Genomic DNA, 25,583 nt, shown 5'->3' on the forward strand with positions numbered 1-25,583 from the left:
TTATAATCAGTATAGATCACTTTACTTCAATTATCTGCGGCGCCTCGCACGAGCCTTTTGTGAAAAGTCCTCAAGTTTTTTCATCTGATCTTCCCTCAATACAGGCTTGAGTTTCGCCTTCATTGAATCCATTACTGCAGACATCTCCTCATTAGACTTTCTTTCAAGAGCTTCAATCTGCAATGAGGTTTCATTCAAAATGGGTCTGATCAATTTTACCTGGTCAGAATCAGGCTTGGTAATACGAAAGACCATTCTCTCAAATCCTGATTTGCGATCCATCTTCTTTGCATCCTTTTTATTATCACGCTGTTCCATTTTAGTCCGATCGATACCGACTTTATGACGCATTCTCCCAAAAAAGGAAGGAATCATCGCTCCGATTAAAATCCCAATCACCAGTGTGATTGATAAAAAAAGTACTGCTTTCTTACGTTCTGAGGTCATAACAAATTATTCATTAAAGTTTTCAAAAAAATCGAATGATAAAAGTTCATCATCATTGGAAGATTCTACAAAAGAAGAATCTTCGGTTGTTACATCTGCGGAGTCTGAAAAATCTGTAGGAGTAAAAAACATATTTCCGACAACCAGGGCAATCAGGAAACCGAAAGCAGGGAGCTGATATTTCTTAAAGAAATAAGCAATACTATTGTCGATCTCCTCCCTCATTCCCTGAATACGGCTAATCACTTTCTGAGCGAAATAAGGACCGAATGTAGCGGGTTGCTGACGCGTCAATGATTCACGCATTTCTTTATAACGTTCAATCTCTTCAGCAAAACCAGCATTTCCTTGAATTGCATTAGTAAGCAATTGCCTCTCGAAATCAGACAATGGTTGATCCAGTGACTTGAGATACAAGTTTTCGGTTTCTTCGTGGCTCATATTCCTATATGTTTTGCTAAAACTCCTTTTAATTTCTTCTGCGCTCTTGATAGTCGTGAAAGAACTGTTCCAAGCGGTATACCCAATAACTCCGCTGTCTCTTCTGTTGAATAACCTTCAATTAATCTTAGCGTTACGACCGACTGAAAGTCAGGATCAAGGCGCTTCAATTCATAAGCAACAACTTCTTTCACATCACTCTTATCATCCGTGGTTCTAACATTGAGTCCTGCCTCTTCTTTCGTGAAGAGCGAATTCTGCTTTTTCCTTTTCTTGATCTCATTGATAGAGAGATTGATTGCAATTCGAATCAAATAGGTACTCAGAGCAGACTCACCTTTGAATTTGTCCATAGACTGATAAAATCTTACAAATACTTCCTGGCCGACATCCTCGGCTTCGGGTGTAGCACCCAGCATGGACTGAACCACCCCCGCGACTTTTCCTTCATGCCGCATCACCAGGGCTTTAAACGCCTGATCATCGCCATTTCGGGACTTTCTTACCAAGTCATCATCGGTTTGTTCCATTCGGCACTACCTGGTTTTGAGGATTAGACAAAGGAAAGCCACTATTTATTCCAAGGGCAAGTCTTTTTTTCAGGATTCAGAATCGTTCTGGATACGCACGCTTGAATTTCAAAAATGACCTTAGCCGCAATTATTTCCTTATCCTTTAGTGTTTTGAGATCAAGTGAGTTGATTCTCTCATGATCAGTTCACTTTTTATCAGCTTCTTCTTAATAGGAGCTCCGGGATCTTTGATTTGGTCTAACAGTATTTCTGCTGAAGCTACACCCATATCATAAGCCGATAGATCGATCGTGCTTAGAGAAGGTTCAACGAAACGACAGATTTTTTCATTATTAAAACCCAACACTGCAATATCCTGAGGAATACGAAGTCCATTTTTTTTAAAAACATGCATCATCTCAATGGCTGAATAATCATTGATGGCAAAAACTGCATCGGGACGTTGAGGAAGGTTGATTAACCTGCGAGTGTAATCTTCCACATTTACTCCTCTGAAATCAGAATGAATGATATAACTGTCTTTTACCGGCAGTTCGTGCTTTTTCAATGCATCGAGATACCCATTCAGACGATGGCGGCTATTATATAAATTTTGAGGACCTGCCACAATTGCTACGCGTTTGCATCCCTGAGCAATAAGATGTTCTGTTCCCGCAAAAGCGATATCATAATTATCAGTAAATACCTGAGAAGTGTTCAGATCTTCCCGAACCCTATCAAAAAATACAACGGGGATTTTTTTCTGTAACAATACCTCAAAATGATCAGTACGATCTGTCTCACCAGAAACAGAAATCAATACCCCATCCACATGTGATGCCATGAGGGATCGCAGATTACTTCGCTCAGCGGAATAAGATTCGTCGGATTGGCAGATCATCACATTATAACCCGCCAGATTTGCTACACGCTGAATGCCTCCGATCGCTTTTGCGAAAAAGCGATTAACCGTTTCAGGAATGATCACTCCTATTGTATTGGTTCGCTGCTGTTTTAGGTTAAGTGCAAGTGCGTTAGGCTGATAGTTTAATCGCTCCGCAACTTCAATGATTTTCTTTCGCGTTTCTATGTTGACATCTGAATGTTCTGATAGCGCACGCGACACTGTTGACTTAGAAATGCCAAGGAATTTTGCAATGTCTTTTATCGTGACGGAATTACTGCTCATGAATTTGTTTCATTTTTTACCATAGTAAGGTAGTCAGAAAAGTTGGGATCGTTCCCGGGAACGGTCCCTATAAAATATATTTTAATAAGCAACCATTTTCTAATAAATATTCCTACCATCGTATAAAATTAGTACAATCGATTGCGCACAATGAACACAATATCAACCTTAGTGCAACAGCAGGCAAGACCCTATGCGCCTACGCTACACTGCGGAAATCAAGGAATTGATCAATTGTTCCAACGCGTTGCACTTCATAATGACGCAGTAGCTTTCGAAAGACTTTTCAACAAAACATACCGCTCCCTTTGCCACCTTTCCAGCAGGATTGTTCATAGCATAGAATTAGCAGAAGAGGTTGTGGATGACGTTTTTTATAATTTCTGGAAAAACAGAAAAGACATACAAATTAAAACTTCGTTTGCATCCTATCTGGTCACTTCAGTTCGTAACCGTTCACTGGATTGCCTCCGAAAATCAAAGAATACCAAGCACGCAAGCATCGAGAATATCCCTGACGTTCCGTGTGGTCAATCGATTGCTCTTGAGGCCATTGTTTATGAAGAGCTTTCAAGAAAAATTCAGGCTGCTATTCAGACTCTTCCACCTCAGTGCCGGATCATTTTTTTAATGAGCAGAAATGAAGAGATCACATATAAAGAAATTGCAGAAAAGTTAAATCTCAGCATTAAAACTATTGATACCCAAATGGGAAGAGCATTGAAACATCTCCGTGGAGAACTAAATATTTCAAACTTCTGATTATTGACGAGAGGATTTAACGCCATATCGCACTGATTTAAGCATTTTAGCAATCCTTGTAAGGGTATCCCTACCCTTTTGCCGTCTTGTGAGAGACTGTGAAAATATACTCATCTGAAACTTATGAATTGATTGCCCGGTGTCTCTCCCGGGAAGGTACTTCCGAAGATTCCGGAAAGCTTATGGAGCTATTGTCTAATGATCCGGAATTAAAAACTGAATATGAATTGATAAAACTGTTGCTGCTTGATCGCTGCGAAAATAATTCCTCCAACAGTAACAGCAAGAATCACTTTGACAAACTACGCCATAGACTGGAAGAGGATGGATTAATGTAAGGGTAAACTATGACCAAGAAAGCAACTATTCACGATATCGCCAGGGAGCTTCAAATTGCCGCTTCCACTGTTTCAAGAGCACTTAATGATAGTCCACGCATCAGCGAACAGACAAAACGCGCTGTCAACAAAGCAGCAAAAGCATTCAGTTATCAACCTCATCACATCGCCGCTGCGTTGCGAAATGGTAAAAGCAATATCATCGGTGTAATCATACCTTCGGCCGATCGTAACTTTTTTGGATCCATCGTAAGAGGCATTGAAGAAGTGGCGATCAAAGCACGCTACCAGGTTATGATCTGCCAGACGCACGAAGATCCCAGGCTTGAGGCTGCTGCCGTTGAAGCTTTGCTGAATTCCCGGGTAGACGGAATCATTGCTTCTCACTCAAAAAAGACGGAAAATTTCGATCATTTCTTAAAAGCAAAGAGCAAAAACATCCCGGTGATCCTGTTTGACCGATCCAATGATGAACTGGAGATCAGTCACGTGGTCATTGACGATTATCTCGGTGCTTACAAGGCAGTAGAGCATCTTATTCAACAAGGATGCAACAGAATCGCTCATTTAACCAGCTATCAAAAGATCAATATTTATAAAGAAAGACTTCGGGGTTACAAGGCAGCGCTCGAAGACAACGGTATTCCTTTCCTCAGCGAATTAGTGGTGGAAGGTGATATGCAATTGATCGATGGGAGAAATTGTATGGTCAAGCTTCTGGAACTCGATGCATTACCAGACGCTGTTTTTTCATCCAGTGATCTCAGTGCAATGGGTGCTTTGCAGGTATTGAAGGAGCGAAATGTCAAAGTACCTGAACAGGTCGCGATCATGGGATTCAGCAATGAACCCTTTACAGAGTTCAGTGATCCACCGCTTTCATCGATCGACCAACATTGTAAGCGAATGGGAAACATCGCGTCAGAGATCTTTCTGGATGAGATAAGTGCCTCTCCCCTTGACAAGTTTATACCAAAGAAAATCGTGCTGATGCCTGAACTGGTAATCCGGAGATCCTCCATGCACTCTGGAATACCAATACCCACGAGCGCCCTTAGAAACTGATTTAATTTTTCCTCTTGTAGGGGAAAGACATGTTTTATACGTCATTGATTTAAATCGATTGCAATCGCTGGCAATCTAAACGCACTAACCTAAAAAACTATGATTAAAAATTTATCTAACAAGCTGACACACATCCTTCAGGTGCTAGTGGTTTTCGGCCTGTTTTCTGTGCTTCCCGCCCAGGCCCAGACCAGATTGGTCACTGGCTTGGTTAAGGCTGATACAGGAGAAGGTCTTCCTGGGGTAAACGTCCTCGAAAAAGGAACCAATAATGGTACGGTAACAGATGCTGATGGAAAATACTCTATCAACGTAAATGCCGGAGCCGTCCTGACCTTTTCTTTTATTGGAATGAGCAACCAGGAAGTTGCTGTAGGTGAACTAAGTCAGGTTAACATCGAAATGAAAACAGATGTTACCCAACTGAGTGAATTGGTAGTGGTCGGATATGGTACTCAAAAGAAAAGTGATCTCACTGGCGCTGTATCATCTGTTGCCATGTCAGAGATCAGAAACGTACCTGTTACACGCGCAGATCAGATGTTGCAAGGACGTGTAAGTGGAGTTCAGATCACACAGACAAGTGCTGAACCAGGTGGTAATATCTCAATCCGTATTCGCGGAACAAACTCTATCAATACAAGCAATCAGCCGTTGTTTGTAATTGACGGTTTTCCAGGCGCAGGAGATCTCAACAGCATTAACCCAAGCGATATTGAATCAATCGATGTATTGAAAGATGCATCCGCAACTGCCATTTATGGAAGTCGTGGAGCTAACGGAGTTATTATCATCACAACCAAAAAGGGAAAGATGGATCAGAACTCCATCACGTTTGAAGCTTATACTGGCATTCAGACGGTGCGCAAGAAATATGATTTGATGAATGCTCAGCAATTCGGCTCCTACCTGAATGACGTTCAATCTTTGACTAATCAGGAAACAGGTTCAACAACTGCTCTTCCCTATCCTACTCAGGCCGATCTTGATGCCCTTGGAAAAGGAACAGATTGGCAGGACGAAATTTTCAGAACGGCACCGATCCGCAACTACCAGTTAGGGTTTAATGGTGGTAGCGGCGGCACCCGTTACAATGTAAGTATGAATTACTTTGATCAGGATGGTATCATTATCAATTCAGGATTCAAAAGAGGTTCATTAAGATTTAACATAGACAGGAAAGTGAGTGAAAAGTTAAATTTCTCTTTCACCAGCCAATTAACACGTTCACTTGAAAATAAATCATTGGTCAATACTGCAGGAGGTTCTGCAGGTGGAGTTGTCATGGATGCAATGCGTATGAATCCAGGAGTACCTGTTTACGATGCAACCGGAAACTATACCTTACGCAATGGCCCGGCACCATATGTTGAAACAACACAAACGGGTAATCCTGTGCAGTATGCCAATTCTGCTTCAGACAATCGGAATGTATTTCGCGCATTACTGAATGCAGCAGGTGAATATTCCATCATCAAAGGACTAAAATTGAGAGTGAGTGGTGGTATTGATATGAATTACGGAAATATCAATTCATATGTTCCATCCGGAATATTCTTCGGTGGTGGGGTAACGGTAGGCTCTGCTGCACAATCATCTACCAACAGGACCAACTGGGTAAATGAGAACACTTTAACGTATGATAAAGAATTCGGTCAGCATACTATCAACGTTGTCGGCGGATTCAGTGCACAGCAATCCATCACTGAAAGTTTCAGATCGGCAGCTACATCTTTCTTTACTGACGCATTAGGTGCCAATAATCTTGGAATTGGTTCCGGTGCAGTAGCTCCAACATCTTCAAAAACAGGAAACCAGTTAGCATCCTTTTTTGGACGTATTAACTATAAACTCACGAATAAATATCTTGTTACGTTCACCATGCGTGCAGATGGTTCTTCCAAATTTGGTCCCAATAAAAAGTGGGGATATTTTCCTTCAGGTGCAATTGCATGGAGGATAATTGAAGAGAACTTCATGAAAAACATCACTAAGGTGAGCGACCTGAAGCTTCGCGTAGGTTACGGAATCGTTGGTAATCAGGAAATTGATCCTTACCAATCCATGGGACGTTATACAAATTCCAATTATGTATCAGGTGTTACCAGACTTGTTGGTCAGGCGGTTGCAAACATTGCCAATGCTGATCTGCACTGGGAATCTACTGCATCGTTTAACGTTGGTATCGACTTGGGCTTGTTTGATAATCGCGTACTCCTTACTGCCGATTACTACGACAAGGTTACAAGTGATTTATTGCTTCAGGCTGCTATTCCACAAACTGCAGGACTCAACAGTATCCTTCTGAATGCTGGAAAGGTTGGAAACAATGGCTTCGAGCTTTCAGTAACAACCATCAACATCGATTCCAAAAAAGTAAAATGGACTACCAATCTTAACTTTACACGTAATCGTAATAAAGTGCTCGACTTGAATGGAGAAACTCAGCGCATTGTTGGTGCCTCCAGCAGCAGCTTGTTCCCCGGATCAGGTGCATCAACTACAAGCATCCTTCGCGTTGGAGAGCCTATCGGATCTTTCTATGGATATCAGTTTGATGGAATCTGGCAGACAGCTGAGGAGATCGTTGCATCCGGAATCACTACTCCAACCTACAGAGCTGGGGATCCTAAATATGTTGATCAGGATAAGAATGGCATTATCAACTCTGATGATCGCGTTATCATTGGACGTGCACAGCCTGATTTTTACTATGGTATGACTAACACTGTTACAGTAGGGCGCTTAAATGTCATGGTTCTTCTGCAGGGTGTTCAGGGTCAGGATGTTTTAAATCTGAATCGCTACGAGCTTGAGTCCGGAACTACCAACACAAATAAGATGACAACCATGCTGGATCGATGGACAGGTCCCGGAACAAGCAATACTATTCCAAAGGCCAACAGTGTTGCCCGCAGAAGCACCGGTATCACCAGTGAAGTTCTTGAAGACGGAAGTTTTCTCAGAGTAAAGACCATAACCATTGGTTATGATCTTCCGATTCCAAAAGCAATTGGAAATACGTTGAAGTCAGCGAGCATCTATGTGACAGGACAAAATCTCTTCACATTCACACAATACAAAGGCTTTGATCCGGAAGTAAACTCATTCGGGTCTGATAACTTAAGCCTGAACACGGATTACAACGCTTTCCCGGCTTCGAAGACTTTCATTGTAGGAGTTCGTCTTGGTTTCTGATTTAAAGCATAAATGAATATCACTATGAAAAAATATATAGCAATTATTTTTATCCTTGGCATACTCTCATCCTGCCAGGACTTCCTTACAGAAAAGCCATACGACTTTCTTGGAAATAATTTTTACAAAACTGAGAAGGATGCGGCAATTGGTTTGAACGCCGTGTTTGTTCCCATGCAGGCGCAAACCTATTATCAGCGAACAGCGTGGCTCGTGTCAGAATTACCGGGGGATTATCTGCAGACGGCACTTGTGAATGCACCTCGTCAGGAAATTGAGGGGTTCTTCTACACCGACGCAAACGATGAGATCAGGAACTGGTGGATCAATTCCTACATCATGATCAATCGCGCGAACGATTTATTGGAACAAGTTCCGTCAATCGTTATGAATGATGCCAGCAAAAATAACATCCTTGGCAATGCACGTTTTCTACGTGCCCTCGCATACTTTGACCTTATTCGTTCTTTTGGAGATGTGCCCCTGGTTTTGAAAACCATAAAGAGTCCGAGTGACCCAAATTTAAAACCTGCACGTACAGCATTTGCTGATGTTTATACCCAGATCATTGAAGATCTTACGTTCGCTGAAGCAAACTGTGTTAAAGAAAATGCAATTGTTACTGGGGAAAAAGGTCGCGTATCCAGTGGGGCTGCCGCCGCCCTTCTAGCAAAAGTTTATCTTACCCGTGCCTCAACTTCTGCCGCTGTATCAGGAGATAATCAAAAAGCACTGGATGCATGTAATCGTGTGATCGCTCAGAATCTTTACAAACTAATTCCTGTTTACGGAGACATTTTCGATCCGGATCCAGCTAAGGAGAATAAGGATGAACACATATTCTCTGTCCAGTTTGACAATCCGAACGCTACAGGAAATATCGTGATCGCAATGATGTTCCCAACGGTTGCCGGTGTGATCGGTGGTCAGGGCTCAGGTTCATTCAAGCTTAACAATGCTTTCGTTGCATCGTTTGGAGGAACGGATATTAGAAAAGCATGGAATACCAGCAACATGGCTGGCGCAACGGTATTGCCTTATTATTATCTGAACAAGTACAGGGATCCAAATCGTACCGCAAACGGAAACAACAACGCACGAAACAACTTTATCATCCTGAGAATGGCGGACGTTCAGTTGATGCACTCAGAAGCAACGAATGCTATTAACACCGGAGACGTGAACAAATTCAATGGTATCAATCTCGTTCGGGCAAGAGCAGGTCTGGGACCTTTATCATTCGGAACCACTCCTACCAATGATAATTTCATTGATGCACTCCTTCAGGAGCGTGCCTGGGAACTTTGCATGGAAGGTCACCGCCGTTATGATCTCATCAGAATGGGGAGATTGAAACAATATCAGAAAACAGTTTACAACCGTGACATTGATGATAATCACCTGCTATTCCCTGTACCGCAATCGGAAATTCTAATCAACCCGAATTTAAAGCCAAACAATCCAGGTTTTTAAACTCATAATTCAAGCATAAGTTACCTCTTACAAATTGGTAACTTATGCTTTTAATTTTTTAAGACGGACATGAAGAATATCTATATCATCCTTGCTTTTTGCACCATTTTACTCTCCGGATTTTATGTCAGTAAAAAATTCAATCCCAAAGTGCCTCTCAAGGCAGCACAAAAACAACTTGAACAACGCTTAAAGGATTTTAAAGATTCAACACGTTTTCCAAGATCAACAAAGGCTGATACACTCAATGCAGTTATATCGCGCGACTGGACCAGTGGGTTTTATTCCGGCAACCTCTGGTACATGTATGATCTCACGAAGGATAAAAAATGGGATATCGCTGCAAGAAAATGGACCAAAGGTTTAGAGAAAGAGAAATTCAACCGATCGACTCATGATCTGGGATTTATTCTCTATTGCTCTTACGGAAATGGATTACGATTAACACAAGACCCAGCTTATAAAGAAATACTTCTGCAAGGCGCGCGTTCGTTGTCATCACGGTTTCGTCCATCGACAGGAACGATTCGCTCATGGAATCATGGCAAGTGGCAGTTTCCTGTCATTATCGATAATATGATGAATCTTGAATTGCTGTTCTGGGCAACCAAAGCAAGTGGCGATTCAAGCTTCTATAAAATCGCCGTTACCCATGCTTTGACAACGATGAAGAATCACTTCCGGCCTGATAACAGCAGCTTTCATGTAGTTGATTATGATACACTCACGGGCAATACCATCTGGAAAGGAACTCATCAGGGATACAGTGCAGAATCTGCCTGGGCAAGAGGTCAGGCTTGGGGCATGTATGGTTATACAGTCGCTTATCGCGAAACAAGAGACAAAAGATTTTTGGATCAGGCTGTAAAGATTGCTGACTTTATTATCAGTTATCCTACTCTTCCCAAGGACAGAATTCCTTATTGGGATTATAATGCTCCGAATATTCCAAATGAGGAGAGAGATGCATCCGCGGCTGCCATCACTGCTTCAGGATTACTTGAACTGAGTGGCTACGTCAAAGAGGGTGAACGCTACAAAAAATTCTCTGAAGAAATTCTGACAAGCCTGAGCAGTCCCTCCTATCTAGCCAATACAGGTAGTAATCATGATTTTATTCTGATGCACAGCACTGGTCACAAGCCTGCAAAATCCGAAGTCGATGTGCCAATTATTTATGCAGATTACTATTATCTTGAGGCTCTGATTCGTTATGACAGAATGACGACGAAGAAATGAAATCCAGCATATGCATTATACACGGATCGCTCCAATTTTTCTTTGCATTCTATGCCTGACCTCCTTTAAATCTCCTGTCGTCAAGGAGATTGTCGTCAAAAATAATCTCAACTACGAACGGAAGGAGATTGTCACAGTTCCGATTTCGTTTATTAGAATAAAATCAAAAGAGATTCCATTACTGGAAGTTTATCAAAATAGTAAAATCGTCATCAGTCAACTAATTGATATGAATGGCGACTCTACATACGATCAGATTGTATTTCAGGCAACCATCGGAGCTAACGAAACCCAGACATATAAAATTCAGGTTGGCTCTAAGAAAGCAACAGCACCAAGCCTCACTCATTCCCGATATGTTCCTGAACGCATTGATGACTTTGCATGGGAAAATAACCTGGTTGCCTTTCGTACGTATGGACCGGAAGCACAACGACTCGTAGATCAGAATGAAAAAGGAGGAACACTATCCAGCGGACTGGATTGCTGGCTAAAACGAGTTGATTATCCCATCATCGACAAATGGTACAAAAAATATGTGGATGGTGGAAGCTATCACAAGGATGATCAGAATGAGGGTTATGATCCCTACCATGTTGGTGCAAGCAGAGGTTGCGGCGGCATCGGTGTCTGGAAGAATGATTCCCTCTATGTGTCAAAGAATTTTATCTCATACAGAAAGATAGCAGAAGGACCTTTGCGGAATATTTTTACTCTAACGTACGCCCCGTGGAAAGTGGACGATGTCACCATTCAGGAAACAAAACAGATCACTCTTGATGTCGGAAGTCAACTCTACATGGTGGAAGAATTTATTCATAGCTCTGGAAGTATACCCAATGTTACCGTAGGAATAACGCTTCACGACAAAAAAGGCGTTACGAGTGCAGACTCCACAAAGGCATGGTTTAGCTACTGGGAATCCATCGACGACTCAGAGTTGGGTACCGGCGTTGTGATTCGAAAGGGATCACTGATAAAATACATTGATTACAGAACTCCAAAAAAAGATCTTAGCCAATTGTATGTTCTTGCCAGAATGAAATCTCCTAAGTTGATGAGCCAACCCAGTCAACTGGTTTACTATACAGGTTTTGGATGGAAGAAAGCCGGAGTGATCACTTCAAAAGACATCTGGAATAATTATCTGGACAAATTCTCAGAACGCATTTCTTCTCCTCTTTGGATAACTTTCAAATGATTTTTAGAATTCTTTTATGTCTGATTATTCTCTCATCACGGGGAATTCTTTATGGTCAGCAGATCAATGAAAAAGAAATAAGCATAACGTTACGTCAACAGATATTACGATCTGCCGAAGAAGCTCTACGACAGAAACCTATCACTGTAACTACTACTTCTTCCCCTAGAACTGCTGGTGGTTTGCATGATTTTTATTCGGAAGGAGATTACTGGTGGCCGGACTCTACCAATATAAACGGACCTTACATTCAACGCGATGGATTAACTAATCCGGAGAATTTTGTCGCCCATCGCCTCGCCATGATCCGCTTTAGTAAGATCATCGGATCGCTTGCATCTGCTTACAAATTAACCGGTGATGTAAAGTATGTCGTACATGCCGTCACGCACCTGAAAGCCTGGTTTGTCAATTCAGAGACATTGATGAATCCTAACCTGCAATTCGCGCAAGCAATCAAAGGCAAAGTCACTGGCAGAGGCATCGGGATCATTGACACAATCCATCTTATGGAGGTCGCACAAGGCGTGATGGTCATAGAGAAATCTAAAGCAATTGATCTATCGACAGTAATTAAAATAAAAAAATGGTTTAGCGATTATCTGACATGGCTAACTACACATCCTTACGGAAAGGAAGAAATGAATGCGCTGAACAACCATGGAACATGTTGGGTCATGCAAGTTGCCTCCTTCGCAAAGTTTACCAACAACAACGAGCTTCTGAATTTCTGTCGTGACCGCTATAAAACTGTATTGTTACCCAATCAAATGGCAATCGATGGGAGCTTCCCTCTGGAATTGAAAAGAACCAAACCTTATGGCTATTCAATTTTTAATCTGGATGCAATGGTCATGGTGTGCCAGATTCTCTCTGATGATAAAAACGACCTATGGAAATATCAGACGAAGGATGGAAAATCGATTCGCAAAGGAATTGAATTTTTATATCCCTATCTTAATGATAAGTCTTCATGGAAATTTCAAGAGGATGTGATGTATTGGGATAATTGGCCTGTTGCCCAACCATCATTGATTTTTGGAGCCGTTGCTTTTCATGAAAAAAACTGGTACAACACCTGGAAAAATCTTGATCACGATCCGAAAGTTGAAGAAGTGATCCGCAATGTTCCGGTTAGAAATCCATTGATTTGGCTAAAGTAAAATTCAAAAAATGAAGTTAGAACAAACCTGGCGATGGTTCGGTCCAAATGATCCCGTTAGTCTGAGTGACATCAGACAAGCAGGTGCCACAGGCATCGTTACCGCTCTGCATCATATTTCCAATGGAGAAGAATGGCCGGTAAACGAGATCAGAAAAAGGAAAGAGATCATTGAAAACGCAGGGTTGACCTGGTCAGTCGTGGAAAGTGTTCCAGTACACGAAGATATCAAGAAGCAAAAGCCCGGATTTGAAAAGTATATCAGCAATTATCAGAAGAGTATTACAAATCTTTCACTTTGCGGAGTAAAAACAGTGTGTTACAATTTCATGCCCGTGCTGGACTGGACGCGCACCGATCTGGCTTTTGTAACCCGAGATGGATCAAAGGCTCTTCGGTTTGATGCTATTGCATTTGCCGCCTTCGATCTCTTTATATTAAAAAGAAAGAATGCAGAAAGCGACTACTCATTGCCGGTAGTTGCAAAAGCTAAATCTTATTTTGAAAAATTAACAACTGATTCGGCTCTGGCCCTTCAAAAAAATATCCTTGCCGGACTTCCAGGAGCAGAAGAAGGTTATACTCTTTCAGCATTTCAAAGTGTTCTTGATGAATACGCCAGCATTGATGATCAGCAGCTACGCAACAATCTTTACCACTTCATTAAACACATCGGTCCGGTGGCCGAACGCGAGCAGGTGAAGCTTGCCATTCATCCGGACGATCCTCCTTATCCGATCTTTGGATTGCCACGCGTGGTAAGCACTGAGTCTGATGCCAGACAACTGATCAACGCTTACTCCTCTCCTTTTAATGGATTGTGTTTTTGCACTGGGTCATTCGGAGTAAGGGCCGACAACGATTTGCCGGGAATGGTTCAGCGTCTGGGCAGCAAGATCAATTTCATTCATTTAAGAAGTACCCGCAGAGATGAAGAAGGAAGTTTCTTTGAAGCTGATCACCTTGATGGAGATGTTGACATGCCCGCTGTGATGCATGCACTTGTTTTAGAACAGCAGAAAAGAAAAGATCCTATTCCATTCCGTCCCGATCACGGTCATCAGATGCTCGATGACCTTCACAAGAAAACAAACCCCGGATATTCTGCGATCGGAAGACTCAGAGGACTTGCAGAGCTGCGTGGACTGGAACTCGGAATACATCATATGCTTCAACTGAAATAATTTACACTCCGTGAACAAAAGAATTTTATTATTGGCTATCCTTCTTTCAGGATGCTCCCTCATTCATGCACAGCAAAAAACAAGACTGAATGATCATTGGGAATTTCTGAAGCAGGATCTCGGTGGTATCTGGGAAGCTGTCCGCCCCGTTGGCAAAGGAAATCCTGAAAGTGTGCCGCTATGGGATTCTGTCTCATTACCTCATTGTGTCAATGCGTTGGATGCTGTAGATCCTGATGTTAATTATTATCAGGGGCCGGCATGGTATCGTACGCAACTCAGCATTAGCAATCCGCATGATAAAGGAAGGACACTTCTTCACTTTGAAGGAGCCGGCCAAAAAACCGAAGTCTACATTTACACTACCAAAGTTGGTGAGCATGTAGGCGGTTATGATGAATGGACTGTCGACATCACTGATGCTGTTAATCAATTCAAGACCAAGGAAGAGTTTCAAAAACAATTCAAGGGAAAGATACCGGTATCAATCCGCACGGATAATTCCCGCGACCTTGAAATGATTCCTTCGAGTCTTTCTGATTTTAATATTTATGGTGGAATCTACCGATACCTCAATCTTGTCTACGCTCCAGCTGTTTCAATTGATAAACTATTCGCTTTCGCGGAAACGGACAAAGCAGGCAAGATCGGAAAGCTCAACATAAAGGCGCGGTTTTACAATCCAGACTCTAAATCGGAAGGCGAAATATCTGTAACACTCACTGATCCATCCGGAAAAATAGTTGATCAGAGAAAAATTCAATTGAATACATTTAGCGGAGATCAATCCATCGCAACCTTTGATTTAAAAAATCCTGTGCGCTGGTCTACTGAAACTCCTAAACTTTACACGGTCACCACAACACTTAAAACGTCCCTGGGTGAAAGCACCCAAAAAGAAAAAGTAGGTTTCAGGAATTATGAATTTGTTGAGAAAGGACCTTTTCTATTAAACGGTCAAAGACTTCTGCTAAGAGGTACTCATCGTCATGAAGACCATGCAGGAGTGGCGGCTGCGATGACTCAATCGATGATCCTCGAAGAAATGATCTCCATGAAAGAAATGGGCGTCAACTTTATTAGGCTCGGACATTATCAGCAGTCACGTATTGTTCTGGATCTATGTGACAGTCTTGGCATCCTGGTATGGGAAGAAATCCCATGGTGCCGGGGCGGGTTGGGCAATGACATTTATAAACAGCAAGCAAGACGCATGCTTACCAATATGATCGAACAGCATTATAACCATCCCTCCATTATGATCTGGGGATTGGGGAATGAAAATGACTGGCCGGGAGATTTTCCTGAATTTGATAAGGAAAAGATCAGATCTTTTATGAAAGAGCTCAACGACCTCTCCCATCAACTTGATCCTTCCCGCAAGACTGCAATACGCCGATGTGATTTCTGCAAAGACATAGTGGATGTTTACTCACCTTCTATCTGGGCGGGTTGGTATCGGGGAATTTATACCGACTATAAAACAGCGACACAAACCGAATTCGAAAAAGTAAAGCACTTCCTTCATGTCGAATGGGGTGGAGATAGTCATGCAGGTCGTCATTCAGAAACACCTGACAATACATTAAGCAAAATAGTATCCACTAAAACGGTGGATGAGCGTGCAGGTGATGCATCATTATTTGGTGGTTCTGCCCGCGTTTCCAAAGACGGCGACTGGAGTGAATCCTATATCTGCAATCTGATCGACTGGCATTTGAAAGAACAGGAGACAATGCCATTGCTTACGGGAACAGCCTACTGGCCATTCAAAGATTTTTCAACGCCGGTACGCCCTGATAATCCCGTTCCTTACATGAATCAAAAGGGGGTTGTGGAACGTGACTTTACCAAGAAAGAAGCATACTATGTTTTCCAATCCTGGTGGACGAATAAACCGATGGTTCATATCTACGGACATTCATGGCCGGTTCGCTGGGGCGAAAAAGATGAAGAAAAAATGGTAAAGGTCTACTCTAATTGCGATGAAGCTGAGTTATTTCTTAATGGAAAGAGCTATGGAGTAAAAAAAAGAAACGGGCAGGATTTCCCTGCTGCCGGACTTCGATGGATGATGAAGTTCAACAATGGTGAGAACAAGGTCAGGGTGCTCGCTAAAAAAGGAAAAATCACTACAGAGGACCATATTGAATTTTTCTACCAGACACAGAAATGGGGAAAGCCAGGAAGTATGATGATTGAAAAGATCAGCGATGATGGTGACATGGTTACGCTTCAGGTAAAAATGATAGATGAAAATAAGATACAATGCCTGGATGCTTCCAACTTTGTAAGGTTCGCTGTTGCTGGTGACGGAACATTGATTGACCATCAGGGAACTTCCGGCGGCTCAAACTACGTCCAGCTTTATAATGGAAGAGCCATCATCAGAATGAAGAAGAACAAAGGAAAGAGTATGGTGAGTGTAAAGAGTGAAGGAATGAAGACAGAGATTATTTCGGTCGAATAAATTAAACCTCAAAGATTTAGACTTGGTTAATCTTTTCCTCAGGCTTACTGATCTGAGAATCCAGTACAATAATGAACGCCCCTACAAGAATTGAAACATCTGCCATGTTAAAAATACCCGTCCGGAAGATCCCAAAATCAATGTGAAGAAAGTCAGTCACAGAAACATATACAATCCTATCGTAAATGTTTCCGACTCCTCCTCCAATCACGAAGCAGGCTCCAGTCACCATGCCTTTTGAGAGAGTCTTTTTTGCCAATACATAAATAAAGCCAAGGGAAAGAACGATCACAGGGATGATCGTCAAAAGCAGTATTCTTAAAAACCGGGGTAACGAGTCGCCTAGACTTAGAAAAGCACCTGGATTTTCAACTTTCATTAGCAGAACATGATTATCGATAAATCCGAATTGCTGATCAATTTGAATTCGCTCTCTTACCACACTTTTCGAAATCTGGTCACAACCGATGTTGGAACCCAGGATCACAACGATCAGTAGAGTTCTGAAAATTCTATTTAGTTTCATACTCATGAATTTATCATTGCTAATGATGGTAACCTAGTTGATTTAACAAATTCCTATAATCATCCATGCCTTATGACTAAGGAATCTCAGCCTGCTTATACTGTCGCACAACTAAATAGTTGAATAGAATAACAGATATTTTTGGGAGTAACAACATAACAAAAAGTGTCAGGTAAGAAACTGTTACAATGGGAGGCGGCAGAGCTAATTCAAAAACGTGATTACCTGTATGTGTATCGGGGAAAATATAGTTTTGTGTCAGATTCCAGCCGAAGTGAATCGCAAATGGGATCAGCAGGGAAAATGTCTTAGCATAAGAATATGCCAGTAAAAGTCCCATAGCAAATGTAAAAGTAAACACAATAGCCATCTGCATAACATTTCCCCATACACCAGCATTAAGCCAATGCAACGCAGCAAAAATGATGGCTGAAATTAAAATTGCCTTACCCTGCCCAAATCTTTTAATCAGAATATAGAGTAGAACTCCCCTGCACAGAAGCTCTTCCGTTAATACCGTCCTGAATTGATTCCACACTTCTTCCACCACTGAGCCAGGTGACATCGTTGAGGAAATCGAATATTCCTCCTTTGCAAAGTACATTCTTAAAAGAAATGCAGCCGCAGAACATAAAGCTGAAACAATTAAAAGGATTGAAAAATACTTTAATCGGTCAACGGTTGGTGTCAAACCTAAAACAGAAAGATTCTTCTTCTCTATCAGCCAAACCAACGCCCATGAAATTGCAATAAGCACTAAAAGTTGAATCATGCGACCATCGATGGCTTTTTTTAATCTCTAAGGCTCCTTATAATAAGTACCTGCATTACTTTCTCCTATCAAAAGAATAGTGATGTACATATTTGCAAGCACCACCTTACCTTCACTTGCACTCATAATCGGATGTTGTGTTTCGGAGTTTATGTTTGGCTTCCGCAAATAGAGCGTATTATCTTTTATTTCATACAAATATGCTTCCGGCGTAGAGTAGTATCCTTTCCTGATAAAGTTAGCATTGTCCACAAATTCAATCGTATCACTTTTATCAGCTGTAATCCATAAACCTATTCTGGATTCAGGTTTATAAATATCAGCGACAGCATTATCCCTGGAACAGGAGATAAATCCAATGATCAAAAACACAAATATTACAGGGGTCAGATTCTTCATGGTAATCTTTACGATTAGACACAGCTTCCCGTCCTTTGGTTGGAAAGTTCCTTAACCAATATCACCGTACCGGCACCGGCAATACAATCTGACTCAAATGCCCATCCTCTCCTACTGCCTGCACACCAAAGAAATAATTATCCTTTGAGAATTTAAGATCTGCCTTCAGCTCAGTGACAAAGATCTTCTTTTCCCAAAACGGCTGATAGGTCTCTCTGATCAGAACATTATAACCCTTCGGTTTCGGTCCGGACTTTGGCGCTTCCCATGTAAGATAGGTCATGTTATCCAGGTTGATCTTCATCTTCACTCCTTCAGGAGGTCCCGGTGCTTTTGCCAATGACGCCAACGCAGCCAGATTCAAACGCCCCACATTCGCTGCATACTTATAATCTACATGCTCAGGAAGATCTCCGTAAGCAATACTATTTTCCGTTCTCAGATTCTGATGCTGCTGCGTGAAGTTCTCATTGAACTCTGTAAATCTCACTGCGATATAATCATTCTGCAAAAACGGAGTATGATCTCCTCCTCTTAAGAAACGATCAGGTCGCATGTTCATCGTCACTGTAAATCCTTTTGCATAAGGCTCCGAAACTTCTTTGATATATCTCGCCAGCTGTCGCGAAGGACTGTCATTCTCAGATCGCAATGACTCCCGGACTTTCTTATCATCATCCGTTTCCACTGCCGGAATCATCTCACTGAATATCCTCACCGTCCTGTCATTCTTCTCTCCTGTCTCACTCGCCACAGAATTGCCGACAATATCATTGTTCAGCATAGCGATCAGATTCACATTCGTGTTTCTGAATCTCTCCGCAATACACCGTGCGCCAATGAGGCCCTGCTCTTCTCCCTGCACAGCAACAAAAATGATTGTACACGGGAATTTTCTTTTTGACATTACGCGCGCCAGTTCCAGGACCACTGCAACCCCTGATGCATCATCATTTGCACCCGGTGCCTTACCCACACTATCAATTGCGTCCGTATTGCGAGAATCCAAATGACCACTCACCAGCAATACTCTGTTATCGTTTGGATCTGTTCCCTTCAGCGTCGCCACCACATTCTTCATGATCACTCTTCTTGGAATGCGGGGATTTCTTGCTCCCGGTTTCACCTCGCAGGGATCCAGTTCTACTTTCATATCTGCGTTAGACTGCTTCCTGAACTGATAGAATTTGGAAGCCACCCACCGTCTTGCTGCGCCAATACCAGAGGTCTGACTTACTGTATCGCTCAACGAATGTCTGGTTCCAAAACTCACCATCTTCGCGATGTGGGCTTTGATACTATCTGCAGAGATCTCATTTACCATCTTACTGATCTCCGCATCCAACTTTTCAGCAGAACTTTTCGATCCCGTATTCTTCTGAGCAAACACTCCAGAAGACATCAGCATAACGAACACGCATAAATTAAATATTCTCATAACTTCCCTTTTTTCGTAACCTGTTACTAATTCTTCTCAAGCCTCTTCAGCTCACTACCGATATATTCCTTCCCCATCCAGTTATTCTCCAACATCACGCCTTCAATCTTTGTTGTCTGCGTAATGTCTTTCAAAGGATTTCCATTCAGCAATATCAGATCAGAGATATTTCCCGTCTTAATCGTTCCGCGATCTGTCTGATGATAGAATGTCGCTACGTTTACAGTTCCTGAACGCAATGCTTCATAAGGAGTCAGGCCTGCATCTACCATATATTTTAATTCGTGATGAATCGAAAAGCCAGGAACATTGAATACTTGCGGTGCATCGGAGCCCAGCAGCAATCCGACTCCGTTTTTCTGACACTCATAAATAAGTTTCTTTCTTAATCGGATGAAATTTGTAACCACCGGCTCACTGTATCCAGGTGTTGCCACCTGGCGTTTCTTGTTCTCGGTCCAGGCGTCGAGTGTCTTTAGATCCATGTATTTCATTTCAGGAGCATTGCGAAGTTCATCGGGACTCTTATCAGGAGCAATCCATCGTTCAGCAAGGCATTGTGTGGGCACTACCCAAATGTGATTCTCACGCAATGCCTTCATCAACACAGGAATTTTTGATTCATCTGCTTTGCTTGCTGCAAATAATCCAAAGAAACCTATTTGCTCAGGAGTCATAGTTTCAATGCCAGGTGTCATTCCTTCAATAAATCCATCCATGTGATCGATTGATGCATAACCTGCCTCCATCGCACGCCACACTCCTACTGCCAACGGTACATGTCCAGCATACGGTATCTTAACTTCCTTGGCTGTCTTTGTTACAGCATTGAAATTTTCCAATGTCAGTCCAGGATGGATCTTGAGAAAATCATAGCCAGTTGTCTTCTGATCGCGCACCATTTTGTCGCCTTCTGCAGGAGTCTTGACACTGTTACCGTTAAAGGATGGTCCCGAAGTATAAAAATGCGGCCCAATGATCTCTCCGCTCTGGATCTTTGCTCTTAGCTCTATATGTCTTGGATGTCCCAGCATCCCACGAATCGTTGTAACACCATTGACGGCAAATAAGGTCAGCACATCTTTCATTGGTGCAATGTCATCCACTGGCGGAACGTGCGCATGAATTTCTGCGAGGCCCGGCATCAGGTATTTTCCCTTTGCATCAATGATCATTGCTTCTTTTCCGAATTTTACTTTTCCGGTTGCTCCGATCGCTGTGATCTTTCCAGCCTTCACAACCACATCCTGATTTTCAAGAACGCGCTCGGTATCCATCGGAATGACATTGACCGATTTAAAAACAATCTCCTGCTTGCGGGAGTCGACAAGGGATTGTGAAAATCCTGTTACAAAGCAGGAACAAAGGAGGATCACGATAAAGCTTTTCATATAAATAGAGTCTGTTTCAGCTAACCAAAGTAATACCCGCGACGCCAATTCTGCTCACCATTTATATAAATAGATGTCCGGGCAATTCAAATTACTGGATTTTCTTAAATCATAGGAATATACCCCCGGTCGGAACCAACCTTCTGTCCGTATTTCCCGTGTTTATCATTACCAATCCATGTTGTATGACTCTTCGATCATTCCATCAGAATCCGGATTACGCACAGAAGATAGATTCTGAAAAGACAGAAGAGAGTAATACCAGCACCAGCATTGAAATGATACAGCATTTATTTTATGACACACCCGGGCAGGAAGTCATCAGAATGATGTTTGCAAAATCTTACCGGTTCCCGTCTCAGAGAAGTTCTCTATCTCAACCTGAACCAGTAAGCGGTCCGGATTCCAAAGAGCGACATGGATAGTCTTTCGTGACCTACCGGTGCAAGACTTGATTCATAGAAAAGAGACCCTTCTATTTTATCCTTGTTTCGTATTTGATGTGTCAATCCAAGAGATACAGATGTTGTATTTCCATAGAAGAAATTGTCCTTTACCTGAAGAATGGAAGTCACCTGGTGATTTGTGGAATAATAAGGTGGTGGATAGGAGTTGCCCGACATGTTATTAAATTCATATCCACACTGGTATTCCTGGATAATAGAGAAGTACGGTGTGTATCCGATTCTGACAAACGCCTGGTTCTTTTCAGAAACCCATTTCCTGTATTTAATAGAGATTGGTGTTGAAAGGATTGTGTTTTCAATGTGAGCCTGATTGATGGTACCAAGACTGTAATCGAGATTAGGAATTTCTATCGTCTGGAACTGGAAGTTACGGTCGAAATCCATCGCCGTGTAGAAATAATCAACACCCGCTTCAAAGCTCAGTTTCGGAGATACAACCACCTCTGCCAGCAATCCAAATCTTGGCACAATCAATCCATGACCTTTTGAAAAACTTTGCGACATGAGGTCGGCATGAGGACCAAGGTTAATTCCGATCCCATTGGTATAATGCTTTTCCAGATCTTCTCTCTTTTCTGAGGAAATCTCATTCTTCTTGATCGATGTAACTCTGGCAACTTCATTCTCCTTTCTGCTGACGGACACAAATGATCCATTAAATCGCGGGGAAGGATAAACACTGCTTATACTCTTCTGATCATGATCAAGAGAAACATACATTAATCCCTCTTTGTCTGGAGCCACGAGGTATGCAGAACCATTATCATCTACCAGCATACCTTTCCTCATCAACACGCTGGAAATCTCCGCAGGCAGATCGCTTGTCCGACCCAGGGCAATCATCTTCCGTGAACTGCCTTTAGATGTCCTTTCATTAACGATTACAGACCCTTCTTCACCCTTTTGATTAACAGTATTTGAAACATTATCATTACTCAAAGAAGAAGATAATGATGATGTTGATGAAACCTGCTCTTTCAGATCATGAATAACAATGAGTAGTGAATCAATTTTTAACTGAGCTTTATTAGTTTCTGAAACATTATTCGTTCCTTTTTCAAAAGAAGAGTACCAGAATAGTATAACGGTAAGGACCGCGATAGAAGCCGCTGCGAGGTAATGTGTCCATGTCTGTTGATAAAAGGGCAATGGCTGAACCGCCGAAAGCTTTTCATGAAAGCCCGCCATGGCAGACTCATCAAAGGAAGGATCCTGATAACCCTCCAGCTTGTCTTTTATAAACTTATCAAAATTCTGATCATCCATTTTGCTCAACATTTAAGTCAAACTCAACGCTCAACGCTTTCTTCAATTTAATCCTTGCAATATTCAGGTTCGACTTGGAAGTACCCTCACTGATATTCAGCTTCTGCGCGATCTCTGCATGCTTATATCCTTCCAGGCAATACAAATTGAAAACCATACGATACGAAGGCGGCAGTTCCTGGATCGCTTTCAGAATCACTTCTTCTGACAGATCGCTCAGCACATCCGACGTCAGGCTCTCATTTTTGACATAAGAAATATCAACATTGTCATAATGCTTCTCATTTCTTCTGAAGTGATCTATCGCCGCGTTCGTCATAATTCTTCTCAGCCATCCTTTAAATGACAATCCAGGATTATACTTATCCAGATTCGTCATGATCTTCAGAAAGCCATCATTCAGTATTTCAATTGCCTCTTCCCGTGACCGGGAATACCGCAAACATATACCCATAGCAAATCCGTAAAACTGTTTATACAGCTTATCCTGGCTTTTGCGATCCTTCTTCCGACAAGCCTTAATCAGATTCTGAAGTTCTCTCTCCTCTTCGATGGGTTAGAAGCTTTAGGGTCAGACACTTTCGAACCATAATCAGCATCACGCAGACAATGTGAAAATGGTTGGTTCAAAAATATAAATTATTGCAACCAACCATTCCGGTAAATCCTGCGTGATTAACAAAAACAACCTATAACCCCGTTTTATGACCAGAAAAGAGTTTGTCAGTCAGGTAGGAATTGGCGCCGCCGCACTTCTTTTGCCCGCTTGCTTAGGATCATTGTCAGGCTGTTCATCTTCATCTGATGCCAATGGAGTCTTTCCTGCACCTCCCGCCAATCCTGATTTTACGATTGATGTCTCCACAGGAGCATTGTCCAATAATGGCGGCTTTCTTGTTCAAAATGGAATTATTATCGGCCGCACCGGCACAGGAACCTTCATCGCTGTTTCTGCCGCCTGCACCCACCAGGGGACAACAATCCAATATGTTGCCGGCAGCAATACTTTTCACTGTCCGAATCATGGATCCGATTACTCTTCCACAGGATCCGTCATCAACGGTCCGGCAACGCAATCTCTCGTTCAATATAAAACAGAGCTTACCGGAAATTCTTTAAGAGTATTTTCATAATGAGAATCCTTCTCTTCTTTCTTTTTGCCATCACTGCCTGCGTAACGAACGCGCAATCACTCTATCAGGCGACGTCCTCAAAGATATCATTCTTTGCCGGCACCCCTGTTGAGGATATTGATGCGATCAATACGAAAGCATGGAGTTTCTTTAACAGCACTACGGGAGAGATTTCTATTAACATTCCCATTAAAGACTTTCATTTCAAACGTCCATTAATGGAAGAACATTTCAATGAGAACTACCTGGAGTCTTCAAAGTATCCGAAAGCTCAATTCAAGGGAAAGATAAAAGATGTTGAAAAGATCAATTTCAAATCCATTGAGTCTATTGAAATTTCGATCACCGGCACATTAACACTTCATGGAGTTTCAAAGGAAACTGAAATCAATGTCGTCCTCCATTCAGAAGATGGAAAAATCCAGGGCGAAACAAAGTTCTTCATCACCCTTTCCGATTACAAGATCGATCGCCCTAAAATTCTCTGGGAGAAACTCGCAGAGAAAGTAAATGTAACAGCAGCCTTCACCTATGAACCCTACAATAAATAGAACTATTCTTTTCGCATTACTATCCGTAAGCTTTCTTCCATCATTCTCACAGAACCTGGATTCACTCATGGAGCAAAATGAGCCAGAAGAAACCGTTTACACTTCCGCAACTTTCAAGGGAACACGCCTCATCAACGGCCACTCTGTTGAATTACCTGGAAAGGGTGTGTGGCAACTGATGTTCTCCCATCGCTTTGGAACACTGGAAGATCCTGTCTACACATTTCTTGGCATGAATCAGGCAGCCATCCGTTTCGGACTTGACTATGGGATCAGCAACAAGCTTGCCGTCGGTATTGGGAGAAGCAGTGGACTCGGTGGATTTGTTCCTCCTCCTACCTACGATTTCTATGCAAAGTATAAGATCATCAGTCAGTCAGCAGGTGTAATCAATATGCCTTTCACAATTTCCATTCTCGGTGCTCTTGCCATCGATACTGAGAAATGGCCTCCCGGAGTTATCCGCACCGATAACGACCGCTTTGCCTACACAGGACAAATACTGATCGCCAGGAAATTCAGCGAACGCTTTTCACTTCAGCTCATGCCGACATTCCTTCATCGCAATCTTGTAGAGGCCGATGATCAGAAGACAACATTGTTTTCAATGGGTGTTGGTGCACGATTGAAAGTAAGCAAGCGTATGGCCCTGACGGCAGAATACTATTATAACCAATCCAATACCATCGGTGAAGGGTTTTATAATCCTGTCGCTATCGGATTCGACGTAGATACCGGCGGTCACGTTTTTCAAATCATGCTGACCAACTCAACAGGACTGATCGAACCGCAATTCCTGGGACGGACCACCACCAACTTCACAGATGGGGCAAAGGCCGTACGGCTCGGTTTCAATTTCAGCAGGGTATTCAATTCAAAAAAGAACAACAAGAAATAAAGGGAGTTGGTTTATGGGTGATTTAGAGGAGATCATTTGGTCTCCTCTTTTTTTGACTCCC

At 42.3% G+C, this 25,583-nt stretch carries 25 protein-coding genes; 14 read left to right on the top strand and 11 right to left on the bottom strand.

Annotation, left to right across the window (positions count from 1 at the left end):
- Positions 1–30 precede the first annotated feature (30 nt).
- The 4 genes from HOP08_18205 to HOP08_18220 all read right to left on the bottom strand — a co-directional run bounded on the left by HOP08_18205 (position 31) and on the right by HOP08_18220 (position 2,589).
- Complete coding sequence (locus HOP08_18205) at positions 31–447, bottom strand: hypothetical protein (protein NOT76861.1); 417 nt, start codon at positions 445–447, stop codon at positions 31–33.
- Between the two features lie 6 nt (positions 448–453).
- Positions 454–888 (bottom strand): hypothetical protein, encoded by a 435-nt coding sequence (locus HOP08_18210; protein ID NOT76862.1) that lies wholly within the window; start codon positions 886–888, stop codon positions 454–456.
- On the bottom strand, positions 885–1,418 hold the full coding sequence (locus HOP08_18215; protein ID NOT76863.1) for an RNA polymerase sigma factor: 534 nt from the start codon (positions 1,416–1,418) through the stop codon (positions 885–887). The genes HOP08_18210 and HOP08_18215 overlap by 4 nt, the downstream gene beginning before the upstream one ends.
- 145 nt (positions 1,419–1,563) lie before the next feature.
- Entirely contained in the window at positions 1,564–2,589 is a 1,026-nt protein-coding gene (locus tag HOP08_18220) for a LacI family DNA-binding transcriptional regulator (protein ID NOT76864.1), read from the bottom strand.
- A gap of 150 nt (positions 2,590–2,739) precedes the next feature.
- On the opposite strand from HOP08_18220, the gene HOP08_18225 reads away from it, so the two are divergent.
- The 10 genes from HOP08_18225 to HOP08_18270 all read left to right on the top strand — a co-directional run bounded on the left by HOP08_18225 (position 2,740) and on the right by HOP08_18270 (position 16,681).
- Positions 2,740–3,351, top strand: coding sequence for an RNA polymerase sigma-70 factor (locus tag HOP08_18225; protein ID NOT76865.1), 612 nt, complete (start codon positions 2,740–2,742; stop codon positions 3,349–3,351).
- A gap of 98 nt (positions 3,352–3,449) precedes the next feature.
- Positions 3,450–3,689: a hypothetical protein gene (locus HOP08_18230; GenBank protein ID NOT76866.1), complete on the top strand. Its 240-nt coding sequence runs from the start codon at positions 3,450–3,452 to the stop codon at positions 3,687–3,689.
- 9 nt (positions 3,690–3,698) lie between these two features.
- The gene (locus HOP08_18235; protein ID NOT76867.1) at positions 3,699–4,754 is read left to right on the top strand and encodes a LacI family DNA-binding transcriptional regulator; all 1,056 of its coding nucleotides are present in this window, start codon (positions 3,699–3,701) and stop codon (positions 4,752–4,754) included.
- A 99-nt stretch (positions 4,755–4,853) separates the two neighbouring features.
- On the top strand, positions 4,854–7,952 hold the full coding sequence (locus tag HOP08_18240; GenBank protein NOT76868.1) for a TonB-dependent receptor: 3,099 nt from the start codon (positions 4,854–4,856) through the stop codon (positions 7,950–7,952).
- Positions 7,953–7,976: 24 nt separating this feature from the next.
- Positions 7,977–9,425 carry a RagB/SusD family nutrient uptake outer membrane protein gene (locus tag HOP08_18245; GenBank protein ID NOT76869.1) on the top strand — a complete coding sequence of 483 codons (1,449 nt, stop codon included), beginning with the start codon at positions 7,977–7,979 and terminating at the stop codon, positions 9,423–9,425.
- Positions 9,426–9,494: 69 nt separating this feature from the next.
- Positions 9,495–10,664 (top strand): glucuronyl hydrolase, encoded by a 1,170-nt coding sequence (locus HOP08_18250; protein NOT76870.1) that lies wholly within the window; start codon positions 9,495–9,497, stop codon positions 10,662–10,664.
- A 10-nt stretch (positions 10,665–10,674) separates the two neighbouring features.
- A complete protein-coding gene (locus HOP08_18255) occupies positions 10,675–11,865 on the top strand; it encodes a DUF4861 domain-containing protein (protein ID NOT76871.1) in 1,191 nt (396 codons plus the stop codon).
- Positions 11,862–13,028 (top strand): alginate lyase family protein, encoded by a 1,167-nt coding sequence (locus tag HOP08_18260; protein ID NOT76872.1) that lies wholly within the window; start codon positions 11,862–11,864, stop codon positions 13,026–13,028. Before HOP08_18255 ends, HOP08_18260 begins: the two co-directional genes overlap by 4 nt.
- A 10-nt stretch (positions 13,029–13,038) precedes the next feature.
- Positions 13,039–14,211, top strand: coding sequence for a mannonate dehydratase (uxuA, locus tag HOP08_18265; GenBank protein NOT76873.1), 1,173 nt, complete (start codon positions 13,039–13,041; stop codon positions 14,209–14,211).
- Positions 14,212–14,221: 10 nt separating this feature from the next.
- Positions 14,222–16,681, top strand: coding sequence for a DUF4982 domain-containing protein (locus HOP08_18270; GenBank protein ID NOT76874.1), 2,460 nt, complete (start codon positions 14,222–14,224; stop codon positions 16,679–16,681).
- 16 nt (positions 16,682–16,697) lie between these two features.
- Here the strand turns inward: HOP08_18270 and HOP08_18275 are convergent, their stop codons facing one another.
- From HOP08_18275 to HOP08_18295, 5 genes are all read right to left on the bottom strand, one after another.
- Complete coding sequence (locus HOP08_18275) at positions 16,698–17,213, bottom strand: signal peptidase II (protein NOT76875.1); 516 nt, start codon at positions 17,211–17,213, stop codon at positions 16,698–16,700.
- A gap of 70 nt (positions 17,214–17,283) precedes the next feature.
- A complete protein-coding gene (locus HOP08_18280) occupies positions 17,284–17,979 on the bottom strand; it encodes a CPBP family intramembrane metalloprotease (GenBank protein ID NOT76876.1) in 696 nt (231 codons plus the stop codon).
- 27 nt (positions 17,980–18,006) lie between these two features.
- The gene (locus HOP08_18285; GenBank protein ID NOT76877.1) at positions 18,007–18,378 is read right to left on the bottom strand and encodes a hypothetical protein; all 372 of its coding nucleotides are present in this window, start codon (positions 18,376–18,378) and stop codon (positions 18,007–18,009) included.
- Between the two features lie 61 nt (positions 18,379–18,439).
- Positions 18,440–19,816, bottom strand: a complete 1,377-nt coding sequence (locus tag HOP08_18290; protein ID NOT76878.1) for a M28 family peptidase — start codon at positions 19,814–19,816, stop codon at positions 18,440–18,442.
- A 26-nt stretch (positions 19,817–19,842) separates the two neighbouring features.
- Positions 19,843–21,207 carry an amidohydrolase family protein gene (locus tag HOP08_18295; protein NOT76879.1) on the bottom strand — a complete coding sequence of 455 codons (1,365 nt, stop codon included), beginning with the start codon at positions 21,205–21,207 and terminating at the stop codon, positions 19,843–19,845.
- A gap of 185 nt (positions 21,208–21,392) precedes the next feature.
- On the opposite strand from HOP08_18295, the gene HOP08_18300 reads away from it, so the two are divergent.
- Complete coding sequence (locus HOP08_18300) at positions 21,393–21,632, top strand: hypothetical protein (protein ID NOT76880.1); 240 nt, start codon at positions 21,393–21,395, stop codon at positions 21,630–21,632.
- Here the strand turns inward: HOP08_18300 and HOP08_18305 are convergent.
- Together HOP08_18305 and HOP08_18310 are read right to left on the bottom strand one after the other, a co-directional pair.
- Positions 21,579–22,940, bottom strand: coding sequence for a hypothetical protein (locus tag HOP08_18305; GenBank protein NOT76881.1), 1,362 nt, complete (start codon positions 22,938–22,940; stop codon positions 21,579–21,581). The two genes, HOP08_18300 and HOP08_18305, sit on opposite strands and share 54 nt — an antisense overlap.
- On the bottom strand, positions 22,933–23,493 hold the full coding sequence (locus tag HOP08_18310) for a sigma-70 family RNA polymerase sigma factor (GenBank protein NOT76882.1): 561 nt from the start codon (positions 23,491–23,493) through the stop codon (positions 22,933–22,935). The genes HOP08_18305 and HOP08_18310 overlap by 8 nt, the downstream gene beginning before the upstream one ends.
- 151 nt (positions 23,494–23,644) lie before the next feature.
- On the opposite strand from HOP08_18310, the gene HOP08_18315 reads away from it, so the two are divergent.
- Genes HOP08_18315 through HOP08_18325 form a run of 3 tightly spaced genes read left to right on the top strand, consistent with a single transcriptional unit; the run spans position 23,645 to position 25,522 of the window.
- The gene (locus HOP08_18315; GenBank protein ID NOT76883.1) at positions 23,645–24,073 is read left to right on the top strand and encodes a Rieske (2Fe-2S) protein; all 429 of its coding nucleotides are present in this window, start codon (positions 23,645–23,647) and stop codon (positions 24,071–24,073) included.
- Positions 24,073–24,624: a YceI family protein gene (locus HOP08_18320; GenBank protein ID NOT76884.1), complete on the top strand. Its 552-nt coding sequence runs from the start codon at positions 24,073–24,075 to the stop codon at positions 24,622–24,624. Before HOP08_18315 ends, HOP08_18320 begins: the two co-directional genes overlap by 1 nt.
- Positions 24,605–25,522, top strand: a complete 918-nt coding sequence (locus tag HOP08_18325; GenBank protein NOT76885.1) for a hypothetical protein — start codon at positions 24,605–24,607, stop codon at positions 25,520–25,522. Before HOP08_18320 ends, HOP08_18325 begins: the two co-directional genes overlap by 20 nt.
- The last annotated feature ends 61 nt before the right edge of the window (positions 25,523–25,583 follow it).

Source organism: Cyclobacteriaceae bacterium (assembly GCA_013141055.1).
In the GTDB taxonomy this organism is placed as follows: Bacteria; Bacteroidota; Bacteroidia; order Cytophagales; family Cyclobacteriaceae; genus ELB16-189.

Excerpts from the sequence above, each read along its gene's own strand:
- HOP08_18205 (NOT76861.1), bottom strand. The coding sequence starts at position 447 with ATGACCTCAGAACGTAAGAAAGCAGTACTTTTTTTATCAATCACACTG.
- HOP08_18210 (NOT76862.1), bottom strand. The coding sequence starts at position 888 with ATGAGCCACGAAGAAACCGAAAACTTGTATCTCAAGTCACTGGATCAA.
- HOP08_18215 (NOT76863.1), bottom strand. The coding sequence starts at position 1,418 with ATGGAACAAACCGATGATGACTTGGTAAGAAAGTCCCGAAATGGCGAT.
- HOP08_18220 (NOT76864.1), bottom strand. The coding sequence starts at position 2,589 with ATGAGCAGTAATTCCGTCACGATAAAAGACATTGCAAAATTCCTTGGC.
- HOP08_18225 (NOT76865.1), top strand. The coding sequence starts at position 2,740 with ATGAACACAATATCAACCTTAGTGCAACAGCAGGCAAGACCCTATGCG.
- HOP08_18235 (NOT76867.1), top strand. The coding sequence starts at position 3,699 with ATGACCAAGAAAGCAACTATTCACGATATCGCCAGGGAGCTTCAAATT.
- HOP08_18240 (NOT76868.1), top strand. The coding sequence starts at position 4,854 with ATGATTAAAAATTTATCTAACAAGCTGACACACATCCTTCAGGTGCTA.
- HOP08_18245 (NOT76869.1), top strand. The coding sequence starts at position 7,977 with ATGAAAAAATATATAGCAATTATTTTTATCCTTGGCATACTCTCATCC.
- HOP08_18250 (NOT76870.1), top strand. The coding sequence starts at position 9,495 with ATGAAGAATATCTATATCATCCTTGCTTTTTGCACCATTTTACTCTCC.
- HOP08_18255 (NOT76871.1), top strand. The coding sequence starts at position 10,675 with ATGCATTATACACGGATCGCTCCAATTTTTCTTTGCATTCTATGCCTG.
- HOP08_18260 (NOT76872.1), top strand. The coding sequence starts at position 11,862 with ATGATTTTTAGAATTCTTTTATGTCTGATTATTCTCTCATCACGGGGA.
- uxuA (NOT76873.1), top strand. The coding sequence starts at position 13,039 with ATGAAGTTAGAACAAACCTGGCGATGGTTCGGTCCAAATGATCCCGTT.
- HOP08_18275 (NOT76875.1), bottom strand. The coding sequence starts at position 17,213 with ATGAGTATGAAACTAAATAGAATTTTCAGAACTCTACTGATCGTTGTG.
- HOP08_18280 (NOT76876.1), bottom strand. The coding sequence starts at position 17,979 with ATGATTCAACTTTTAGTGCTTATTGCAATTTCATGGGCGTTGGTTTGG.
- HOP08_18285 (NOT76877.1), bottom strand. The coding sequence starts at position 18,378 with ATGAAGAATCTGACCCCTGTAATATTTGTGTTTTTGATCATTGGATTT.
- HOP08_18290 (NOT76878.1), bottom strand. The coding sequence starts at position 19,816 with ATGAGAATATTTAATTTATGCGTGTTCGTTATGCTGATGTCTTCTGGA.
- HOP08_18295 (NOT76879.1), bottom strand. The coding sequence starts at position 21,207 with ATGAAAAGCTTTATCGTGATCCTCCTTTGTTCCTGCTTTGTAACAGGA.
- HOP08_18300 (NOT76880.1), top strand. The coding sequence starts at position 21,393 with ATGACTCTTCGATCATTCCATCAGAATCCGGATTACGCACAGAAGATA.
- HOP08_18305 (NOT76881.1), bottom strand. The coding sequence starts at position 22,940 with ATGGATGATCAGAATTTTGATAAGTTTATAAAAGACAAGCTGGAGGGT.
- HOP08_18315 (NOT76883.1), top strand. The coding sequence starts at position 23,645 with ATGACCAGAAAAGAGTTTGTCAGTCAGGTAGGAATTGGCGCCGCCGCA.
- HOP08_18320 (NOT76884.1), top strand. The coding sequence starts at position 24,073 with ATGAGAATCCTTCTCTTCTTTCTTTTTGCCATCACTGCCTGCGTAACG.
- HOP08_18325 (NOT76885.1), top strand. The coding sequence starts at position 24,605 with ATGAACCCTACAATAAATAGAACTATTCTTTTCGCATTACTATCCGTA.